Source organism: Kitasatospora sp. NPDC056076 (genome assembly GCF_042266305.1).
Taxonomy (GTDB): Bacteria; Actinomycetota; Actinomycetes; order Streptomycetales; family Streptomycetaceae; genus Kitasatospora.
The window spans coordinates 53,955-71,519 of the sequence record NZ_JBHJWG010000049.1 but is presented as its reverse complement, the minus strand read 5'-3'; the positions used below and the strand labels follow the sequence as shown (position 1 = coordinate 71,519).

Annotated in this window: 14 protein-coding genes and 2 tRNA genes; 10 read left to right on the top strand and 6 right to left on the bottom strand. The window is 73.3% G+C overall.

The features are described 5' to 3' along the window. Positions 1-206: 206 nt before the first annotated feature. Entirely contained in the window at positions 207-1,286 is a 1,080-nt protein-coding gene (locus ACFC1T_RS31600) for a ThiF family adenylyltransferase (protein ID WP_375894189.1), read from the bottom strand. A gap of 333 nt (positions 1,287-1,619) precedes the next feature. Between ACFC1T_RS31600 and ACFC1T_RS31595 the strand changes: the two genes are divergently transcribed. After that, the gene (locus ACFC1T_RS31595) at positions 1,620-2,306 is read left to right on the top strand and encodes a M48 family metallopeptidase (protein ID WP_375894178.1); all 687 of its coding nucleotides are present in this window, start codon (positions 1,620-1,622) and stop codon (positions 2,304-2,306) included. Between the two features lie 84 nt (positions 2,307-2,390). On the opposite strand, the gene ACFC1T_RS31590 is transcribed toward ACFC1T_RS31595, so the two are convergent. Both ACFC1T_RS31590 and ACFC1T_RS31585 read right to left on the bottom strand, forming a co-directional pair. Further along, positions 2,391-2,978, bottom strand: a complete 588-nt coding sequence (locus ACFC1T_RS31590; RefSeq protein ID WP_375894175.1) for an NUDIX hydrolase — start codon at positions 2,976-2,978, stop codon at positions 2,391-2,393. After that, positions 2,975-4,525: a zinc-dependent metalloprotease gene (locus tag ACFC1T_RS31585; protein WP_375894172.1), complete on the bottom strand. Its 1,551-nt coding sequence runs from the start codon at positions 4,523-4,525 to the stop codon at positions 2,975-2,977. The genes ACFC1T_RS31590 and ACFC1T_RS31585 overlap by 4 nt, the downstream gene beginning before the upstream one ends. Positions 4,526-4,725: 200 nt before the next feature. Here ACFC1T_RS31585 and ACFC1T_RS31580 point away from each other — a divergent pair, with 200 nt between their 5' ends. The 4 genes from ACFC1T_RS31580 to ACFC1T_RS31565 all read left to right on the top strand — a co-directional run bounded on the left by ACFC1T_RS31580 (position 4,726) and on the right by ACFC1T_RS31565 (position 8,051). Then, positions 4,726-5,874: an NAD-dependent epimerase/dehydratase family protein gene (locus tag ACFC1T_RS31580; RefSeq protein WP_188303064.1), complete on the top strand. Its 1,149-nt coding sequence runs from the start codon at positions 4,726-4,728 to the stop codon at positions 5,872-5,874. Between the two features lie 114 nt (positions 5,875-5,988). Further along, the gene (locus ACFC1T_RS31575; RefSeq protein ID WP_375894168.1) at positions 5,989-6,429 is read left to right on the top strand and encodes a molybdenum cofactor biosynthesis protein MoaE; all 441 of its coding nucleotides are present in this window, start codon (positions 5,989-5,991) and stop codon (positions 6,427-6,429) included. A 275-nt stretch (positions 6,430-6,704) separates the two neighbouring features. After that, positions 6,705-6,896 (top strand): hypothetical protein, encoded by a 192-nt coding sequence (locus ACFC1T_RS31570; protein WP_375894165.1) that lies wholly within the window; start codon positions 6,705-6,707, stop codon positions 6,894-6,896. A 42-nt stretch (positions 6,897-6,938) separates the two neighbouring features. After that, positions 6,939-8,051, top strand: a complete 1,113-nt coding sequence (locus ACFC1T_RS31565) for a PDZ domain-containing protein (protein WP_375894162.1) — start codon at positions 6,939-6,941, stop codon at positions 8,049-8,051. Positions 8,052-8,081: 30 nt separating this feature from the next. Here ACFC1T_RS31565 and ACFC1T_RS31560 read toward each other — a convergent pair whose 3' ends face one another. After that, complete coding sequence (locus ACFC1T_RS31560; protein ID WP_375894159.1) at positions 8,082-8,654, bottom strand: PPA1309 family protein; 573 nt, start codon at positions 8,652-8,654, stop codon at positions 8,082-8,084. Between the two features lie 211 nt (positions 8,655-8,865). Between ACFC1T_RS31560 and ACFC1T_RS31555 the strand changes: the two genes are divergently transcribed. From ACFC1T_RS31555 to ACFC1T_RS31540, 4 genes are all read left to right on the top strand, one after another. Next, positions 8,866-11,865, top strand: a complete 3,000-nt coding sequence (locus ACFC1T_RS31555) for a UPF0182 family protein (protein ID WP_375894156.1) — start codon at positions 8,866-8,868, stop codon at positions 11,863-11,865. 66 nt (positions 11,866-11,931) lie between these two features. Then, positions 11,932-12,005: transfer RNA gene (locus ACFC1T_RS31550), tRNA-Met, on the top strand. 167 nt (positions 12,006-12,172) lie between these two features. After that, a tRNA-Met gene (locus ACFC1T_RS31545) sits at positions 12,173-12,246 on the top strand. Positions 12,247-12,612: 366 nt separating this feature from the next. Then, positions 12,613-14,586: a tetratricopeptide repeat protein gene (locus ACFC1T_RS31540; RefSeq protein ID WP_375894153.1), complete on the top strand. Its 1,974-nt coding sequence runs from the start codon at positions 12,613-12,615 to the stop codon at positions 14,584-14,586. Between the two features lie 36 nt (positions 14,587-14,622). On the opposite strand, the gene ACFC1T_RS31535 is transcribed toward ACFC1T_RS31540, so the two are convergent. Continuing rightward, positions 14,623-15,048: a Fur family transcriptional regulator gene (locus ACFC1T_RS31535; RefSeq protein ID WP_375894150.1), complete on the bottom strand. Its 426-nt coding sequence runs from the start codon at positions 15,046-15,048 to the stop codon at positions 14,623-14,625. A gap of 105 nt (positions 15,049-15,153) precedes the next feature. On the opposite strand from ACFC1T_RS31535, the gene ACFC1T_RS31530 reads away from it, so the two are divergent. Then, positions 15,154-16,629 carry a catalase gene (locus tag ACFC1T_RS31530; protein WP_375894148.1) on the top strand — a complete coding sequence of 492 codons (1,476 nt, stop codon included), beginning with the start codon at positions 15,154-15,156 and terminating at the stop codon, positions 16,627-16,629. A 124-nt stretch (positions 16,630-16,753) separates the two neighbouring features. On the opposite strand, the gene hisN is transcribed toward ACFC1T_RS31530, so the two are convergent. Further along, positions 16,754-17,551: a histidinol-phosphatase gene (gene hisN / locus ACFC1T_RS31525; protein WP_375894145.1), complete on the bottom strand. Its 798-nt coding sequence runs from the start codon at positions 17,549-17,551 to the stop codon at positions 16,754-16,756. Positions 17,552-17,565 lie beyond the last annotated feature (14 nt).

Sequence of the window (17,565 nt, the reverse complement as noted above, 5' to 3'; positions counted from 1 at the left end):
TGGGCTCACCTGGCCATGGGCTCACCTGGCCATGGGCTCACCTGGCCATGGGCTCACCTGGCCATGGGCTCACCTGGCCATGGGCTCACCTGGCCGGGCGTCCTGCCCGTGTCGGCCCCGGGCGCCGGGTCGGGTGGCTGCTGAGCCCCGCAGCCGCCCGGGCCGGTGCCCGGTGCGTTCCTCGTACCTCCTGTCCTCCTCGTGTCTCAGCCCGGCGGCAGTGGTTGCCACAGGCAGCCGCAGTCCGGGTGTCCTCGGAGCCGCAGGCGGCGGGGCATGCCGTCGCCTGCGGAGATCTCGCACCAGCCGTCGACGCTCGGCGGTCGGCCGCCGTCCAGGTACACCTGGACGTGCAGCGCGGCCAGGCCGGCGACGGCCGTGGCCAGGGCCGTGTCGCAGGCCGGGGTGCGGGCCCGGCCCGGGCCGTCGTCCGCCAGCTGGGCGAGGACCCGTGGCCAGGCGGCGTCCTCGTCCTCCCGGCGCAGCACCAGGCAGTGCCCGCAGGCCGACCGCCCGGGGATCACCAGTGGCCCGACGATGCCGAACTCCTCGACCACGCCCACGTACAGGTGCGGCACCCCGGCCCGGAGCAGCAGCCGGGCCTCGTACGTCCCGCCCGCGAAGGCCGCGCTGCCGTCCCGGGGTGCGAGGACCACGAAGTCGGGCGGTGGGTCGTCGCTCTTGGGCCGGGGCACCGGGGCCAGTGGGCGGCCGGTGGCGCGTTGCACCGCCTCGCGGGCGACCGTCGAGCGCAGCCGCCCGATGTCCGAGGGCGGCAGTCCGGCGGGGGAGCAGTCGTCGGGCCGGACCCGCCCGCTGTCGGCCACGGTGACGGTGCCGGCGCCGCCGGCCGCGAGCACGGTCGCCACGGCCGCGCCGACCCGGCCCGCGCCGCGCACCTCGATCCTGGACCTGGCGCGCCGGACCAGGACGGCCGGTGCGGCGCCCGGTCCGGAGTGGACCAGGGAGAGCGAGGCGAGGTCGGGTCCGAGGATGTCCTGGTGGGGCCGGGGGAAGTGCGACAGTGCCCGGCCGGTCGCCTCCGCGTCGTCGAGCAGCCCGGTCTCCTGCAGTTCGCTCAGCAGGGTGTCGGTGGGCTCGCGGCCGAGTCCGATCCGTTCGCCGGCGGAGAGGAGCTCGGGTCGTTCGCGCGTCCCGTCGAGCAGGTCGAGGAACTCGCACAGCGTCTTGTCGGCGTTGCCGAGCACCCCGGCGAACCGGGTGACGGTGCCGAACTGCAGGGTCTCGGAGTCCCGCCAGCTGCGGGACAGCGCGGGCTTGAGCATGAGGCGCACGGTGGTCTCCCTTCCGATCGTTTCCGGACGGCTGACCGCAGCATGCCCCATGGCGGCGGGGGCGTGCGGAAAGTTATCCACAGGCCCGGGCGCATGATCACACCATCTGTTCGGAGGCCCTGTGGATAACTGCCCATCCTTCCTGGCGTCGGTTTCCGGACACCCCTCGTCGGCCTTTCGTTCCCGATCGCTCCATGAAAGATTTCGGCCACGGCACCGGACTTCTGTCAGTGGTACCGGGTAACGTCGTGTGCCATGGCAGCCGAGCGGGACTCCCATCCACCGGCGTCGCGTCGGCGTGCCCGTGCAGCGTCCGGGTCGCAGATGGCGGCGCCGAGCACGCGCGGGCGCCCGGACGAGAAGCAGCGCGAGAAGCCGCACGACAAGCAGCAGGCGAGGCCGCAGCACCCGCCCGCCGGGGCGGTGCCCCCGGAGGCGCACGACCGCAGCCGGGTCGAGGTGCGGCGCAGCGCCCGGCGAAGCCGGACGGTCTCCGCCTACCGCGAGGGCGACCGCACCGTCGTGCTGATCCCGGCCCGGATGTCGCACGCCGAGGAGCAGCGCTGGGTCGCGCAGATGCTGGAGAAGCTCGCGGCCCAGGAGCGTCGGCGGGTCCTCGGGGACGACGCCCTGATGGCACGGGCCCGGGAGCTGTCGGCGGCCTATCTGGAGGGCCGGGCCCAGCCGGTGCAGGTCCGCTGGGTGACCAACCAGAATTCGCGCTGGGGCTCGTGCACTCCCAGCGAGGGGACGATCCGGCTGTCGCACCGGCTGCAGGGCATGCCGGAGTACGTGCTGGACTACGTGCTGCTGCACGAGTTGGCGCACCTGCTGGTGCCGGACCACGGTCCGGCGTTCTGGGCGCTGCTGGAGGCCTATCCGCGGACGGAGCGGGCGCGCGGCTACTTGGAGGGTGTGGTGTCGGCGGCCCGGCTGCCGCACATCCCGGGGGCCCGGCACGGTGCGCCGGGGCCGGGGCTGGGGTCGGATCCGGGGGCTTCCTGCGGGTGAGGGCGGACGGCGAGAGGGGGCGCGGACCGTACGGTCCGCGCCCCCTCTTCGTGTCGCGCTTCGATCGGTCAGGCGGTCAGGCGGTCAGGCGGTCAGCGCCCGGGCCCGGGCGACGAGGTCGCGCACCGAGTGGTCGGTCAGCTCCGGCAGCCGGTCGTAGTCGAACCAGCGCAGGTCCAGCGACTCCTCGCTGATCAGCGCCTGCGCCCCGGCCGGGGCCACCGCGATGTACTGGACGTCCAGGTGGGTGTTCTCCGGCCGGTCCTTGCCGGTGCAGCGGACCTGGTGGCGGTCCAGCTTGGCGGGGACGGGCACGCCGTCCTGGCGCAGCAGGGTGAGGTCGGGGATGCCGGACTCCTCGACGGCCTCGCGCAGGGCGGCGGAGGCGAGGTCGGCGTCGCCCGGCTCGCAGTGCCCGCCCATCTGCAGCCAGATCCCGACCTTGGGGTGGAGGGTGAGCAGCACCCGCCCGGCGGTGGGGTCGACGACCGCCGCGCTCGCGGTGATGTGGGCGGGCAGGCAGGACCGGTAGAGGCCCTCGGGCTGCTCGGCGAGGTGCGCGAGGTAGTCGAGGCGCAGCTGTTCCTGGTCCCGCTCGGCGGGCCGCCAGTCGGTCAGGGTGCGGACGGCGTCCGCGTGGAGGGTGGACGTACCCGTCCCGGTGGCCGTCATGCGGTGGGCTCGCCCTTTCCGTCGGTGCCGTCCTGGTCGCCCTTCGGAGCGTCGTTCTGCGGAGCGTCGCCCTTGGGCGGGTCGTTCTTGGTGAGGTCGGGCTTGCCGGCCGCGGCCTCGCCGAGCAGCTTGTCGAGGGCGTCGAAGTCGAAGCCGCCCTCCAGGTCGCCGCTGCCGCGGTGCACGAAGGCGTCCGGGTCGTCCAGGTCGGCGGCGGTGGGCAGCATGTCGGGGTGCTCCCAGAGCGCGTCGCGGCCCTCGACGCCGCGGGCGTCGGCGAGCAGCGCCCAGAGCCGGGCGGCGTCGCGCAGGCGGCGCGGGCGCAGTTCCAGGCCGACCAGGGTGGCGAAGGTCTGTTCGGCGGGCCCGCCGGCGGCGCGGCGGCGGCGGACGGTCTCGCGCAGCGCGCCGGCCTGCGGCAGGTGGGGCTCGGCGGCGGCGTGCACGACGGCGTCGACCCAGCCCTCGACCAGGGCGAGGGCGGTCTCCAGGCGGGCCAGGGCGGCCTTCTGCGCGGGGGTGTCCTCGGGCTGGAGGAGGCCGCCGGCCAGGGCCTCCTGGAGGGCTTCCGGGTTGCTCGGGTCGAGCTGGCCGACGAGTTCCTCCATGCGGGAGGTGTCGACCTTGATGCCGCGCGCGTAGGCCTCGACGGCGCCCAGCAGGTGGGCCCGCAGCCACGGGACGTGGGCGAAGAGGCGCTGGTGGGCGGCCTCGCGCAGGGCGAGGTAGAGCCGGACCTCGTCGGCGGGCACGTTCAGGCCCTCGCCGAACTCGGCGACGTTCTGCGGGAGCAGGGCGGCCTTGCCGGCCGGGGCGAGCGGCAGGCCGACGTCGGTGGAGCCGACGACCTCACCGGCGAGGGCGCCGAGCGCCTGGCCGATCTGGGTGCCGAACATGGCGCCGCCCATGGAGCGCATCATGCCCATCAGCGGGCCGGCCATGGCCTGCATCTCCTCGGGCAGGACGCCGCCCATGGCGTTGCCGACCCGCTCGGCGACCGGGTCGACGAGGTCCTTCCAGACCGGGAGGGTGGCCTCGATCCACTCGGCGCGGCTCCAGGCGACGGCGGTGCCGGCGCCGGAGGGGAACTCGGTGACGCCGTCGAGCCAGAGGTCGGCCAGGCGCACGGCCTCGACGACGGCGGAGCGTTCGGCGTCGCCGACCGAGCGGTCCTTGCTCTTGCCCTCGGCGGGTTCGGCGACGACGCTCTGCCGGGCGATGTTCTGGGCGAGTTCCCAGTTCACCGGGCCGCCCTCGAAGGAGAGCATCTGGCCGAGCTGCTGGAAGGCGGCACCGAGGTCGCCGGGGTTCATGCCGCCGAACATGGCGGCGAAGGGGTTGTCGGCTCCGGCGCCGCCGGGGCCGCCCGGGGTGCCGGGCAGGCCGAACATCGCGCCGAAGGGGTTGCCGGCTCCGAAGCCGAACGGCTGGGGGCCGCCGGTGCCTTCCTGGCCCTGCTCCTTCTTCTTCTGCGCGTCGTCGGGCTTGGCCTTGCCGTCCTCGGGCTCCTCGGGGGGAACGCCGAATCCGAAGGGAAGGTCGCTCACGGGGTCCTCGATCCGGTCGGCCGTCATACGGGTGTGGCGGGCAGTGCGGTCCGCCCGGGGCTCCGGTGGAGCGGGGGACTCGTGGGCGGCTCCCGAGGGCCAGGCCCGCGCCGGGTGCACCGCCGGGCCTTCGCCTCGGGCAGGATGGACGTACGTGACACACGTCCGTACGCACATAAGCTAACCGTGGAGGATGGCCGGTGAGTTCCCCGCCTTCGGACGTTCGCTCTGGGCTGACCGCTGGAGAGGACGATCCGGACGCCACGGCGTCGCCGCCTCCAGCCTACGGCGGGCGGCCGTTGACCGTGGCCGTGACCGGTGCCGCGGGGGTGCTGGGCGAGCGGGTCGCCGCCCGGCTGGTGGCCTCCCCGCACGTGCGCAGGGTGCTGGCGGTGGACGACCGGCGCGGTGAGGTCCCGGGCGTGCAGTGGCGCGTCCTGGACGTGCGGGACCCCGCGGTGGCCGAGCGGCTGGCCGGGGTCGACGTGGTGGTGCACCTGGCGATGGACTTCGGCATGGAGTCCGATCCGCGGGCCCGCAGCGCCTACAACGTGCGCGGCGCCCAGACGGTGCTGACCGCGGCCGCGGCCGCCGGGGTGCACCGGGTGGTGCTGTGCACCTCCGCGATGGTCTACGGCGCGCTGGCCGACAACGAGGTGCCGCTGGCCGAGGACTCGGAGCTGCGGGCGACCGAGGAGGCCTCGCTGGTCGGGGACCTGCTGGAGATCGAGCGGCTGGCCCGGCGGGCGCCGCGCGCCCACCCGGGGCTGCAGGTGACGGTGCTGCGCCCGGCCGTGGTGGTGGGCCCCGGTGTGGACACCGTGCTGACCCGGCACTTCGAGGCGCCCCGGCTGCTGGTGGTGGCCGGTTCGCGTCCGTGCTGGCAGTTCTGCCACGTGGACGACCTGGCGGCGGCGCTGGAGTACGCGGCGCTGGGCCTGGTGGAGGGCGAGGTGACGGTCGGCTGTGACGGCTGGCTGGAGCAGGAGGACGTGGAGCGGCTGTCGGGGATCCGGCGGATGGAGCTGCCAGCCGCGCTGGCGCTCGGCACCGCGGCGCGGCTGCACCGGCTGGGGCTGACCCCGGCGCCGGCGGGCGACCTGGCGTACACGATGTACCCGTGGGTGGTGTCCGGGAGCAGGCTGCACGAGGCGGGCTGGCGTCCGGAGTTCACCAACGAGCAGGTGCTGGCCGAGCTGCTGGCGCAGGTGTCGGGCAAGCACGCGGTGGCGGGGCGCCGGCTGGGCGGCAAGGAGGCCGCGACCAGTCTGGGGGCGGCCGGGGCGACGGTGGCGCTGGTCGGCACGGCGGCGCTGGTGCGCCGGGCCCGCAAGCGGCGCCGTTTCTGAGCCGGGACCCGCTGGGGGCGCCCGGCGGGCGTCGTTTCTCACGATGCGAAATTTCGGAATCGTGATGCGGAAGCCCCTTGCCCCGATCGGCCCCCGATGGGGAATCATGGGGTCATGTCCGAGAACCACGACCCCATCCGGCTGCTCGCCGTCCGCGACACCCCGCTCTCGCTGGACGAGGTGTACGAGGCGGTCGGCGACGACGCGGCCGGCGGCACCACCGTCTTCGTCGGGACGGTCCGGGACCACGACGGCGGCAAGTCGGTCTCCGCGCTGGAGTACAGCTGCCACCCCACCGCCGAGGCGGAGATGCGCCGGATCGCCGAGAAGGTCGTCGCCGACTTCCCGGTGCGGGCCCTCGCCGCGGTGCACCGGGTGGGCCGGCTGGAGATCACCGACAAGGCCGTGATCGTCGCCGTCTCCTGCGCCCACCGCGGGGAGGCCTTCGCGGCCGCCCGCCGGCTGATCGACGACCTCAAGCACGAGGTGCCGATCTGGAAGCACCAGGTCTTCGCCGACGGCGAGGAGGAGTGGGTCGGCGCCGGGGGCTGCTGACCGGGCTCCCGGCCCCCGGGGGCCGCTGACCGGACTCCCGTTCCCGGGGCGGTGGGCGGCCGCTCGTCCGCGCGGGTGCGGTGCAACCGCCCGCACGCGGAGCACGTCCTTCGGGTCAGGCGCGCCGCGGCCTCACCCGAACGGGTCCGGCCGGGGGCGCCGGATACTCCCTGGAAGTGAGCCGATCGGCCGTCCCGTAACCCGGATGGCGCCGGCCGCGTTGTCCGCCGGGGTGGTTAATCTGCTCATAGACCCGAGGAGCTGGGAGTACTGACATGGGTGCGCTCGCCTGGCTGATCATTCCGGTTGTCGCCGTCCTGGTCGCGGCCGCGTGGGCGGGGTGGGCCCAGCGGGCCCCGAGGGCCACCGGCGACCCGGCCTCGCTCGCCGAGCACCGGCGCTTCATGGCCGCGATGGAACGGACCACCGCGGGCTCCGCCGCCCCCGGGGAGGGTTCCGGCCGGTAGCCCGGCGGGCGCCGCGTCACGGGCGTCCCGTACTGTCGAGGCATGCCACGCCGCTCCGCGACGATGCTCGCTGCCACCCTGCTGCTCATAGCGCTGCTCTGCGTCTCGGTGCTGATGAAGGTGCCGTACACGGAGATGAGCCCGGGCCCGACGTACAACACGCTCGGCGAGCAGGGGGGCAAGCCGGTGATCACCATCACCGGCCACGACTCGTACCGGACGAGCGGCCACCTCAACATGACCACCGTCCAGGTCACCGGGGCCAAGTACGAGCCCAGCCTGGTCAACGCGGTGATCGGCTGGATGCGCGACGACGTGCTGGTGGTGCCGCACGACAACGTCTACCCCAAGGGGCAGTCGGACGCCGACGCCAAGAAGCAGAACGCCGAGGAGTTCGCCTCCTCCGAGGACAGCGCCCGCACCGCCGCGCTCAAGCAGCTGGGCGTCCCGGTCGGCAACGAGCTGATCGTGAAGTCGGTCACCGCGGGGGCCCCGGCCGAGGGCCGGCTGCACGCGGGCGACCAGATCGTCGCGGTGGACGGCGCCGCCGTCGACTCGGTGGACCAGGTGGTCGCCGCCGTCACCAAGCACAAGCCCGGTGAGTCGGTGGTCTTCACCGTGGTGCCGCGGGCCAAGGACACCTCCGGCAACGGCTCCGCCACCCCGGGGACGAGGACCGACGTCACCGTGCCGACCGTCCGCGCCAAGGACCTCGACCCGAAGGCGCCGGCCGAGCGGGCCGAGCTCGCGGTGGTCGGCATCGGCACCGGGATCCGACACACCTACCCGTTCCAGATCGACATCGGCCTGCAGGACGTCGGCGGCCCGAGCGCCGGGCTGATGTTCTCGCTCGGCATCATCGACAAGCTCACCCCGGGCGGCGACCTCACCGGCGGCAAGTTCGTCGCGGGCACCGGCACCATCGACGACGACGGCAAGGTCGGCCCGATCGGCGGGATATCGATGAAGCTGATCGCCGCCCGGGACGCCGGGGCCGAGTACTTCCTCACCCCCGCCTCGAACTGCGCCGAGGCCACCAAGAACGTGCCGTCCGGGCTGACCCTGATCAAGACGGACACCCTGGACGGCGCGCTCAAGTCGCTGGAGCAGATCCGCTCCGGGCAGGCCTCGGCGCTGCCGTCCTGCCCCCGCTAGGCGGGCCCTGGGCGGGGGCGGGAACCGGCGTCAGGAGAAGGTCGCCAGCAGCGCTTCGGTCAGGCCGGGCACCAGGTCCGGGCCGGTCAGCACCTCGCGGGCGACGTCCTTGGAGCGCAGCCGCAGGGCGATCTCCTTCTTGCCGTCGCGCAGCACCGCGGCGGTGATCCGCACCTCCTCGCGCTTGGGGTGGTTGGCCACCCACTCGGCGAGCTGGGCGTCGCTGGCACCGCGCGGGCGGGACTGCTCGGCGCCCGGCGGCAGCATCAGCCGCTCGACCACCAGGGCGCAGCCGGCCACCGCGGCGGGCCAGGCGATGGTGCCGAGGAACTTGTCGAGCTCCATGCCGGCCGGGAGTTCGTCCTGCTCGACCGGGGTGAGGCCGGGCTCGTCGCTGTCGGCGAGGCCGAGCTGCTTGGCGATGCGCGGGTCGGCCTTGCGCAGGGCGGCGCTGTCCACCAGGGCGAACAGTCGGGCCGGGAGGTCCCAGCCGAGGGTGGCGGCGTACTCGTCGATCTCCAGCGCGGCCCGGGTGAGGGGGGTGGCGGCGGGGAGCTTGGAGACGTCGTCGGGGGAGTTGTTCAGATCAGGCGCGTCGGACATGACTCAATCCTCACACGCCGGGCGGCGCCCGCTCGCCGGGGCGGTCCCGGGGGCCCGGGGCGGGGTGTCCGGGCGGGGCGGCGGGGGGTTGCGGGCGAACGGTGTCGTAACCGTCTGCTAACGGTGGGAACTCGGTCGAAGACTGGTTAAGTTGCTCTGACGACCGACCGATTCCAGACGACACAGCTGAGGTGCCACCGTGGTATTCCAGATGCCGGAACGCTCAGGGCCGGGTTTCCGGCGGAGGGTGGGCCCGCCCTCCCGGCGGGCGCGGGTGGCCCTGCTGACCCTGGGCGTACTCGCGGTGCTGTTCCTGTTGTTCGTCATGTTCGCCGGGTTCTGGACGGACTGGCTGTGGTTCAGGTCGGTGCGCTACTCCTCGGTGTTCACCACCCAGCTGTGGACGAAGGTCGGGCTGTTCGGGGTCTTCGGCCTGCTGATGGCGGTGATCGTCGGCTTCAACGTGTGGCTGGCGCACCGGCTGCGGCCGCCGCTGTCGGCGATGTCGGTGGAGCAGCAGAGCCTGGACCGCTACCGGGCGGGCCTGGCGCCGTTCAAGCGCTGGGCGCTGATCGGGGTCTCGCTGGTGATCGGCCTGGTGGCGGGCGCGGCGGCGTCCGGCCAGTGGCGGACCTGGCTGATGTGGACGAACGCGACGTCCTTCGGTGAGAAGGACGCCCAGTTCGGCATGGACGTCTCGTTCTACGCCTTCGACCTGCCGTTCTACGAGTTCGTGCTGGGCTTCGCGTTCAGCGCGGTGATCGTCTCGCTGCTGACCTCGGCGCTGGTGCACTACCTGTACGGGGGGCTGCGGCTGCAGGGCCCGGGCCGGCGGGCGAGTGCGGGCGCGCAGGGGCACCTGGCGGTGCTGCTGGGCGTGTTCGTGCTGTTGAAGGCGGTGGCGTACTGGCTGGACCGGTACGCGCTGGCGGTGAAGACCGGCTCCTACAAGGGGGTCTCGGGCTGGACCGGCCTGCGCTACGTGGACGCCAACGCGTTCCTGCCGGCGAAGACGATCCTGTTCTTCGTCGCGATCATCTGCGCGGTGCTGTTCTTCCTGACGCCGATCCGCCGCACCTGGGCGCCGGCCCTGATCGGGCTGGGGCTGATGGTGCTGTCGGCGGTGCTGATCGGCGGGCTGTACCCGGCGATCGTGCAGCAGTTCCAGGTCAAGCCGAACGAGCAGGCCAAGGAGACGCCGTACATCCAGAAGAACATCGACGCGACCCGGCAGGCGTACGGGATCGCGGACGCGCAGACCACCCCGTACAGCCCGCAGGGCTCGACCACGGGTGACGCGTTGAAGCCGGACGCGCAGACCATCGCGGACGTGCGGCTGCTGGACCCGAACATCGTGTCGCAGACGTTCCAGTCGCTGGAGCAGCAGCGCAACTACTACGCGTTCCCGAGCACCCTCTCGGTGGACCGCTACAGCACGCCCACGGGCAAGCAGGACACCGTGATCGGCCTGCGCGAGCTGGACCTCAACGGGGTGCAGCGGAACTGGATCAACGACCACTTCAAGTACACCCACGGCTACGGCGCGGCGCTGGCCAAGGGCAACCAGGTCGACGACAAGGGCGGGCCGGTGTTCACCGAGTCCGGCCTGCCGGCCACCGGTGCGCTGGGCGACTACGAGCAGCGGATCTACTACGGCGAGAAGACGACGACGTACTCGATCGTCGGCGGCTCGAACAAGGAGATCGACTACACCGACGTCAAGACCGGTCAGAACGTGGAGTACACGTACACCGGTGACAGCGGTGTCTCGCTGGACAACCCGATCACCCGGGCCGCGTACGCGGTGCGCTTCGCCGAGCCGCAGATGCTGTACGCGGGGGCGATCACCGACGGCGCCAAGGTGATCTACAACCGGACGCCCAAGGAGCGGGTGGAGAAGGTCGCGCCGTGGCTGTCGATCGACGCCGACCCGTACCCGGTGGTGCAGGACGGCCACGTGGTGTGGGTCGTGGACGGCTACACCACCTCGGACGGCTTCCCGTTCTCGTCGAAGACGACGCTGGGCACGGCGACCAAGGACTCGCTGACCAACCAGCGCGGTGAGCTGCTGACCGCCGCCAACCAGGTCAACTACATCCGCAACTCGGTCAAGGCCACGGTGGACGCCTACACCGGCGAGGTGAAGCTCTACCAGTGGGACGAGAAGGACCCGGTCCTCAAGACCTGGATGAAGGCCTTCCCGGGCACCGTGGAGCCGAAGTCGGACATCCCGGCGACGCTGCTGCCGCACCTGCGCTACCCGCAGGACATGTTCAAGGTGCAGCGCGACCTGCTCGGCCAGTACCACGTGACGGACGCCAACTCCTTCTTCAACGGCAGTGACATCTGGCAGGTCCCGGTGGACCCGACCAGTGACACCAAGCAGGTCCAGCCGCCGTACTACGTGACGGTGCGGATGCCGGACGCCCAGGCCGCGAGCTTCTCGCTGACCAGCACCTTCGTGCCCAACCAGCGGCCGAACCTGGCGGCCTTCATGGCCGTCAACGCGGACCCGGGCGAGGACTACGGGAAGATCCGCATCCTCAAGATGACCGGCGAGAGCGGCGCCCCCGGCCCCGGCCTGGTGCAGTCGAAGTTCAACTCCCGCCAGGAGGTGGCGAACCAGATCTTCGCGTTGAAGAGCGGCGGCGACACCGAGCTGGAGTACGGCAACCTGCTGACCCTGCCGGTCGGCGGCGGGCTGTTGAACGTCGAGCCGGTGTACGTGCGCGGGCGCGGCGCCAAGTACCCGACGCTGCAGAAGGTCCTGGCGGTGTACGGGGACGACAACGTGGCGTTCGAGAACACCCTGGACGACGCGCTGCGCAAGCTGTTCGCCGGGCAGGCCCCGCCGGCCACGCCGGTGGCGCCGTCCAGCCAGGGCGGGGCGACGCCGGGCACCGGGACGTCCCCGGGCACCGGGACGACGCCCGGCGGCGCCGGCACGCCGACTCCGACGCCCACCGCGCCGGGCACCCCGGCGCCGGGCGGGACGATCTCGCCGGAGCTCCAGCGGGCGCTCGGGGACGCGGAGAAGGCGTACAACGACAGCCAGACCGCGTTCAAGAACGGCGACTGGGTGGCGTACGGCAACGCCCAGAAGGCGCTCGGCGACGCCTTGAAGGCGGCCGAGGCGGCCCGGGCGGGCGGCCAGGCACCGGCGCCGACGGCGACGCCGACCGGCTCGGGGGCGGCCAGTCCGCACCCCTAGTCCCCGCTGAGCTGCGGTGACCGTTTTTGGGTCCACCCCGCGTCCGTGCTACGGTTCTCTTACCGACGCGGGGTGGAGCAGCTCGGTAGCTCGCTGGGCTCATAACCCAGAGGTCGCAGGTTCAAATCCTGTCCCCGCTACTCAGTAGCAGGAAGCCCGGAGGATCACATCCTCCGGGCTTCTGTCGTATCCGGGCCCCGGTCGGGTCCGGAGTCCTGCCGGGTCCGGGGATGGTGCCGCGGTGGGCGGGGGCCGTCGGCCGGTGGTGTCGGGTCCCGTCGAAACCGTGCTAGAGTTTGATCAACGACGCGGGGTGGAGCAGCTCGGTAGCTCGCTGGGCTCATAACCCAGAGGTCGCAGGTTCAAATCCTGTCCCCGCTACTCAGTGTCAGAGGCCCGGAGGATCATTCCTCCGGGCCTCTGTCGTACCCGGACGTTTCCGTCCGGAAGCGGCGGGAACCGCTCCGGTACTATCGACCGTCGCCAACGGGGACGGCACCGGGGTTTGTGGGGCGCAAGTGTCGGGAAATCGACAAAGCGCCGAAGCAATTCCGTCGGCTTCGGGTCCGCCCCACTCGAATTCGGCCGGGGCAGGTGTACGCGGGTAGCGGGTGATGCGACGATGGGACACATGGGGGACGGTGCACGGCCGCTGACGGGCCGTCCGGTCCGGCACCTCTCCTGGGAGTCCCCCCGGCCGTCGGCCGGGGCACGATGCCGCGACACTCTGGGGGAGCGGGAGTCGGCATGAGGCTGATCGGCAAGTCAGGCGCCAAGTCCGGTGCGGCCGTCGAGGCGGACACCGACGCCTGGGCGGAGAGCGCCGAGAGCCCCGAGAGCCGCCCCGGAGCCCTGCCCGCCCAGCGCACCAGCGGGCTGTCCGAGCGCCCCGCGGTCGGCGGCTCCGGGCCCGACAGCCTGGTGCACGTCTCCACCCGGCAGTTCTCCGCCGCCGTGGGCCCGTACGGGGCGGGCGGTGAGGAGGCGCCGGCCGGTGCCGCGCTGGACCCGGCCGGGCTGGACCCGACCAGCTTCGAGACCGCGCTGGCCGCCCGGGAGTCCGCCGCCCTGGAGGCCCGGCACCGGCAGGCCGCCGACGGCGGCGACCCGGACGCCGCGGGCCGCCTGGGCACCCTGCTGCTGCGCCGCGGCGACCTGGAGGACGCCGAGCCGTACCTGCGGGCCGCCGCGGCCGCCGGGGTGCGGGCCGCCGCCAACAACCTGGGCGTCCTGCTGCACCAGCAGGGCCACCGCGCCGAGGCCGGCCAGTGGTGGCGCCACGCGGCGGTGGCGGGCAGCGCCCCCGCCGCGCACGCGCTCGGGCTGCAGCTGCGCGACCAGGGCGAGGAGGAGGCCGCCGAGTACTGGCTGCACTACGCCGCCGACCACGGCCACCCGCTGGGCGCCTACGCCCTCGGCGACCTGATGGAGCACCGGCGCGACGTGCGGGCCGAGCGCTGGTTCAAGGTCTCCGCCGACGCCGGGCACCGTGAGGCCGCCTACCGGCTGGCCAGGATGCGCGAGGCCGCCGGGGACAAGGAGACCGCGGAGGCCTGGTACCGCACGGCCGCCGCCCGCAGCCACGCCCGCGCCGCGCTGCGCCTGGGCGTGCTGCTGGAGGAGCGGGCCCGCACCGACCGGTCGCTGCTGGAGGAGGCCGCCCGCTGGTACCGGCAGTCCGCGCAGAACGGGGAGCCGCGGGCCGCCTGCGCGCTCGGCTTCCTGCTGCGCGACTCCGGGGACGTCGCCGCCGCCGCCGAGTGGTGGCAGGAGGCCGCCGAGGCGGGCGACGGCAACGCCGCCAACGCGCTCGGCGCCCTGCACGCGAGCCGCGGCGAGGCCAAGGCCGCCGAGCACTGGTACCGCACCGCGCTCGACGCGGGCGACCAGAACGGCGCCTTCAACCTCGGCCTGCTCTGCGCCGGCACCGGCCGCGACCAGCAGGCCGAGCAGTGGTACCGCCGGGCCGCGTACGCCGGGCACCGGGAGGCCTGCAACGCGCTGGCCGTGGTGCTGCTGCAGCGCGGCGACGAGTCCGGCGCCGAGCCGTGGTTCTCCAAGGCGGCCGAGGCCGGCAGCGTGGACGGCGCCTTCAACCTGGGCGTGCTGCACGCCGGGCGCGGCGAGTCGCGGCAGGCCCAGGAGTGGTACGCGCGGGCGGCGGCCGAGGGGCACGGCGAGGCGGCGCTGCAGCTGGCGGTCGCCCAGGAGCAGCGCGGCAACCTGTCCGGCGCGCTGGAGCGCTACCGGCAGGCGGCGGCCGGCGGTTCGGCGGAGGGCGCCTTCCGGCTGGCCTCGGTGCTGGACCGGCGGGGGGACGCGGACGCCGAGGCCGAGCACTGGTACGCGCTGGCGGCCGATGCCGGGCACCGGCGCGCCCAGGTGCGGATGGGGGTGCGGGCGGCCGAGCGCGGGGCGCTGGAGATCGCCGAGAGCTGGTACCGGCGGGCCGCCGGGGCGGGCAGTCGCAGCGCGGCGTTCAACCTGGGGCTGCTGCTGGCCCGGCAGGACTGCGAGGCGGAGGCGATGCTCTGGTACACCCGGGCCGCCGACGCCGGGCACGGCCGGGCGGCGCTGCGGCTGGCGCTGCTGGCGCTGCGCCGGGGCGAGCCGGTGCAGGCCGAGAACTGGTGCCGGCGGGCGATCGACTACGGTCCGGCCGAGGTCGCGGAGCGGGCCGGGCGGCTGCTGGGCGCGCTGCACGCCGAGCTGAGCGCGTAGGGCCCGTCCGGGCCCGGGGCCCGTCCCGGCGGGGCGTCAACTGCCGCTTCGGTGGCGGCAGTCGGGGCACAGGCCGCGGTAGGTGACCTCGGCGGTGGTGACGGTGAAGCCGAAGCGTTCGGCCGCGGGCAGTGCGGCGAGCGGGTCGCCGTGCGGATGGACGTCGCGGATCGCGCCGCAGCCGGAGCAGACCAGGTGCTGGTGGGCGCGGTGGGCGTTGGGGTCGTAGCGCTTGGCGCGGCCGTCGGTGGCGACCTCCAGCACCTCGCCGAGGGTGACGAGTTCGCCGAGCGTGTTGTAGACGGTGGCGCGGCTGATCTCGGGCAGGCGGGCGGCGGCGCGGGCGTGCACCTCGTCCGCGGTGAGGTGGACGTGCTCGCCGTCGAGGACCTCGGCCACCACGCGGCGCTGTGAGGTCAGCCGCCAGCCGCGTCCGCGCAGTCTCTCCAGCAGATCACTCATGGGACCAGAATAAGTCACGCTCCGAGATTAGGGCCAGTATTGACTTAGACGAAGTCCAAGTTAGGATCGTGTCATCACGATCGGATCCCCCGGAGGCAACCCGCCATGACCACGCAGGACGAGCTTCGCCCGACCCTCACCACCGAGGCGGGTGCCCCCGTCGCGGACAACCAGAACACCGAGACCGCCGGCCCCGGCGGCCCGGCCCTGATCCAGGACCAGCTGCTGTTCGAGAAGCTCGCGCACTTCAACCGCGAGCGGATCCCGGAGCGCGTGGTGCACGCCCGCGGCGCCGGCGCGTACGGCACCTTCACGGTGACCGCCGACGTGACGCCCTTCACCCGGGCGGGGTTCCTGTCCGAGGTCGGCAAGCAGACCGAGGTCTTCCTCCGGTTCTCCACGGTGGCCGGCAACCTCGGCGCGGCCGACGCGGTGCGCGACCCGCGCGGCTTCGCGCTGAAGTTCTACACCGAGGAGGGCAACTACGACCTCGTCGGCAACAACACCCCGGTGTTCTTCATCAAGGACGCCATCAAGTTCCCCGACTTCATCCACACCCAGAAGCGGGACCCGTACACCGGCTCGCAGGAGGCCGACAACGTCTGGGACTTCTGGGGCCTGTCGCCCGAGGCCACCCACCAGGTGACCTGGCTGTTCGGCGACCGCGGCATCCCGGCCAGCTACCGCCACCTGAACGGCTACGGCTCGCACACCTTCCAGTGGCAGAACGAGGCCGGCGAGCACTTCTGGGTCAAGTACCACTTCAAGACCGACCAGGGCATCCGCAACCTCACCCAGGCCGAGGCCAACCGGCTCGCCGGCGAGGACCCGGACAGCCACCAGCGCGACCTGCGCGAGTCGATCGAGCGCGGCGAGTTCCCCAGCTGGACGGTGCAGGTCCAGGTCATGCCAGCGGCCGACGCGGCCGGCTACCGCTTCAACCCCTTCGACCTGACCAAGGTCTGGCCGCACGCCGACTACCCGCCGATCGAGATCGGCCGGCTGGAGCTCAACCGCAACCCGGAGAACGTCTTCGCCGAGGTCGAGCAGTCGGTCTTCTCCCCGGCGCACTTCGTGCCCGGCATCGGCCCGTCCCCGGACAAGATGCTCCAGGGCCGGCTGTTCGCCTACGCGGACGCCCACCGCTACCGCGTCGGCATCAACGCCGACCACCTGCCGGTGAACCGCCCGCACGCCACCGAGGCCCGCACCAACGGCCGGGACGGGTACCTGTACGACGGCCGCCACGGCCGGCAGAAGAACTACGAGCCCAACAGCTTCGGCGGCCCGGTGCAGACCGGCCGTCCGCTCTGGGCCGCGACCGCCGTCGACGGCCCCACCGGCACCCACGCGGCGCCCTCGCACGCCGAGGACGACGACTTCGTGCAGGCGGGCGACCTGTACCGGCTGTTCTCGGAGGACGAGAAGCAGCGGCTGATCGCCAACCTGGCCGGCTTCATCGCCAAGGTCTCGGCCGACCGCGAGGACATCGTGGAGCGGGCGATCGACAACTTCCGCAAGGCCGACGCCGACTACGGGCAGCGGCTGGAGGCGGCGGTCCGGGAGCTGCGCAAGCAGTAGGACGGGCCGGAACGAGCGGCGGGCCCTGTGACCAGCTCCCACTGGTCACAGGGCCCGCACCATTGCGCCCGGGGCCCCGGGAGCGCTCCGGGGGCGCTCCGGGGGCGAACGGGCGAACAGCGGCTCAGACGGAGAGCCGCCGCAGGGTCTCGTCGTGCAGCAGGCCGTTGGTGGCCACCGCGTCGGCGCCGCCCGGGCCGGGGACGCCGTCCAGGCCGGTGAAGCTGCCGCCGGCCTCCTCGACGACGATGCACGGCGCGGCCATGTCCCAGAGCGACAGCTCGGGCTCGGCGGCGATGTCCACGGCGCCCTCGGCGACCATCATGTAGGACCAGAAGTCGCCGTAGGCGCGGGTGCGCCAGCAGGCCCGGGTGAGGTCCAGGAACGGGTCGAGCCGGCCGCGGTCCTCCCAGCCGGTGAGGGAGGAGTACGAGAAGGACGCGTCCTCGATCCGGGACACCCCGGAGACGTGGATCCGGGAGGCCTTGGTCAGGCTGCGGCCCGCGTAGGCGCCCAGGCCCTTGGCGGCCCACCAGCGGCGCTGCAGCGCCGGGGCGGAGACGATGCCGACCACCGGGCGCTCCACGCCGTCCGGGCCGTCCTCCAGCAGGGCGATCAGGGTGGCCCAGACCGGGACGCCGCGGATGTAGTTCTTGGTGCCGTCGATCGGGTCGATCACCCAGCGGCGCGGGCCGGAGCCCTGGAGGCCGAACTCCTCGCCGAGCACGGCGTCGCGCGGGCGGGCGCGCTGGAGGATGCTGCGCACGAGCTCCTCGGCTGCCTTGTCGGCGTCGCTGACCGGCGTCAGGTCGGGCTTGGTCTCGATCTTCAGGTCGAGGGCGCGGAAGCGCTCCAGGGTGACCGAGTCGGCCGAGTCGGCGAGGACGTGGGCGAGTCGGAGATCGTCGTGGTAGTCGGCCATGCCCGAAACCCTAG

Excerpts from the sequence above, each read along its gene's own strand:
- hisN (WP_375894145.1), bottom strand. The coding sequence starts at position 17,551 with ATGGCCGACTACCACGACGATCTCCGACTCGCCCACGTCCTCGCCGAC.
- ACFC1T_RS31570 (WP_375894165.1), top strand. The coding sequence starts at position 6,705 with ATGGGTGCGCTCGCCTGGCTGATCATTCCGGTTGTCGCCGTCCTGGTC.
- ACFC1T_RS31555 (WP_375894156.1), top strand. The coding sequence starts at position 8,866 with ATGCCGGAACGCTCAGGGCCGGGTTTCCGGCGGAGGGTGGGCCCGCCC.
- ACFC1T_RS31595 (WP_375894178.1), top strand. The coding sequence starts at position 1,620 with ATGGCGGCGCCGAGCACGCGCGGGCGCCCGGACGAGAAGCAGCGCGAG.
- ACFC1T_RS31530 (WP_375894148.1), top strand. The coding sequence starts at position 15,154 with ATGACCACGCAGGACGAGCTTCGCCCGACCCTCACCACCGAGGCGGGT.
- ACFC1T_RS31535 (WP_375894150.1), bottom strand. The coding sequence starts at position 15,048 with ATGAGTGATCTGCTGGAGAGACTGCGCGGACGCGGCTGGCGGCTGACC.
- ACFC1T_RS31560 (WP_375894159.1), bottom strand. The coding sequence starts at position 8,654 with ATGTCCGACGCGCCTGATCTGAACAACTCCCCCGACGACGTCTCCAAG.
- ACFC1T_RS31590 (WP_375894175.1), bottom strand. The coding sequence starts at position 2,978 with ATGACGGCCACCGGGACGGGTACGTCCACCCTCCACGCGGACGCCGTC.
- ACFC1T_RS31540 (WP_375894153.1), top strand. The coding sequence starts at position 12,613 with ATGAGGCTGATCGGCAAGTCAGGCGCCAAGTCCGGTGCGGCCGTCGAG.
- ACFC1T_RS31600 (WP_375894189.1), bottom strand. The coding sequence starts at position 1,286 with ATGCTCAAGCCCGCGCTGTCCCGCAGCTGGCGGGACTCCGAGACCCTG.
- ACFC1T_RS31565 (WP_375894162.1), top strand. The coding sequence starts at position 6,939 with ATGCCACGCCGCTCCGCGACGATGCTCGCTGCCACCCTGCTGCTCATA.
- ACFC1T_RS31575 (WP_375894168.1), top strand. The coding sequence starts at position 5,989 with ATGTCCGAGAACCACGACCCCATCCGGCTGCTCGCCGTCCGCGACACC.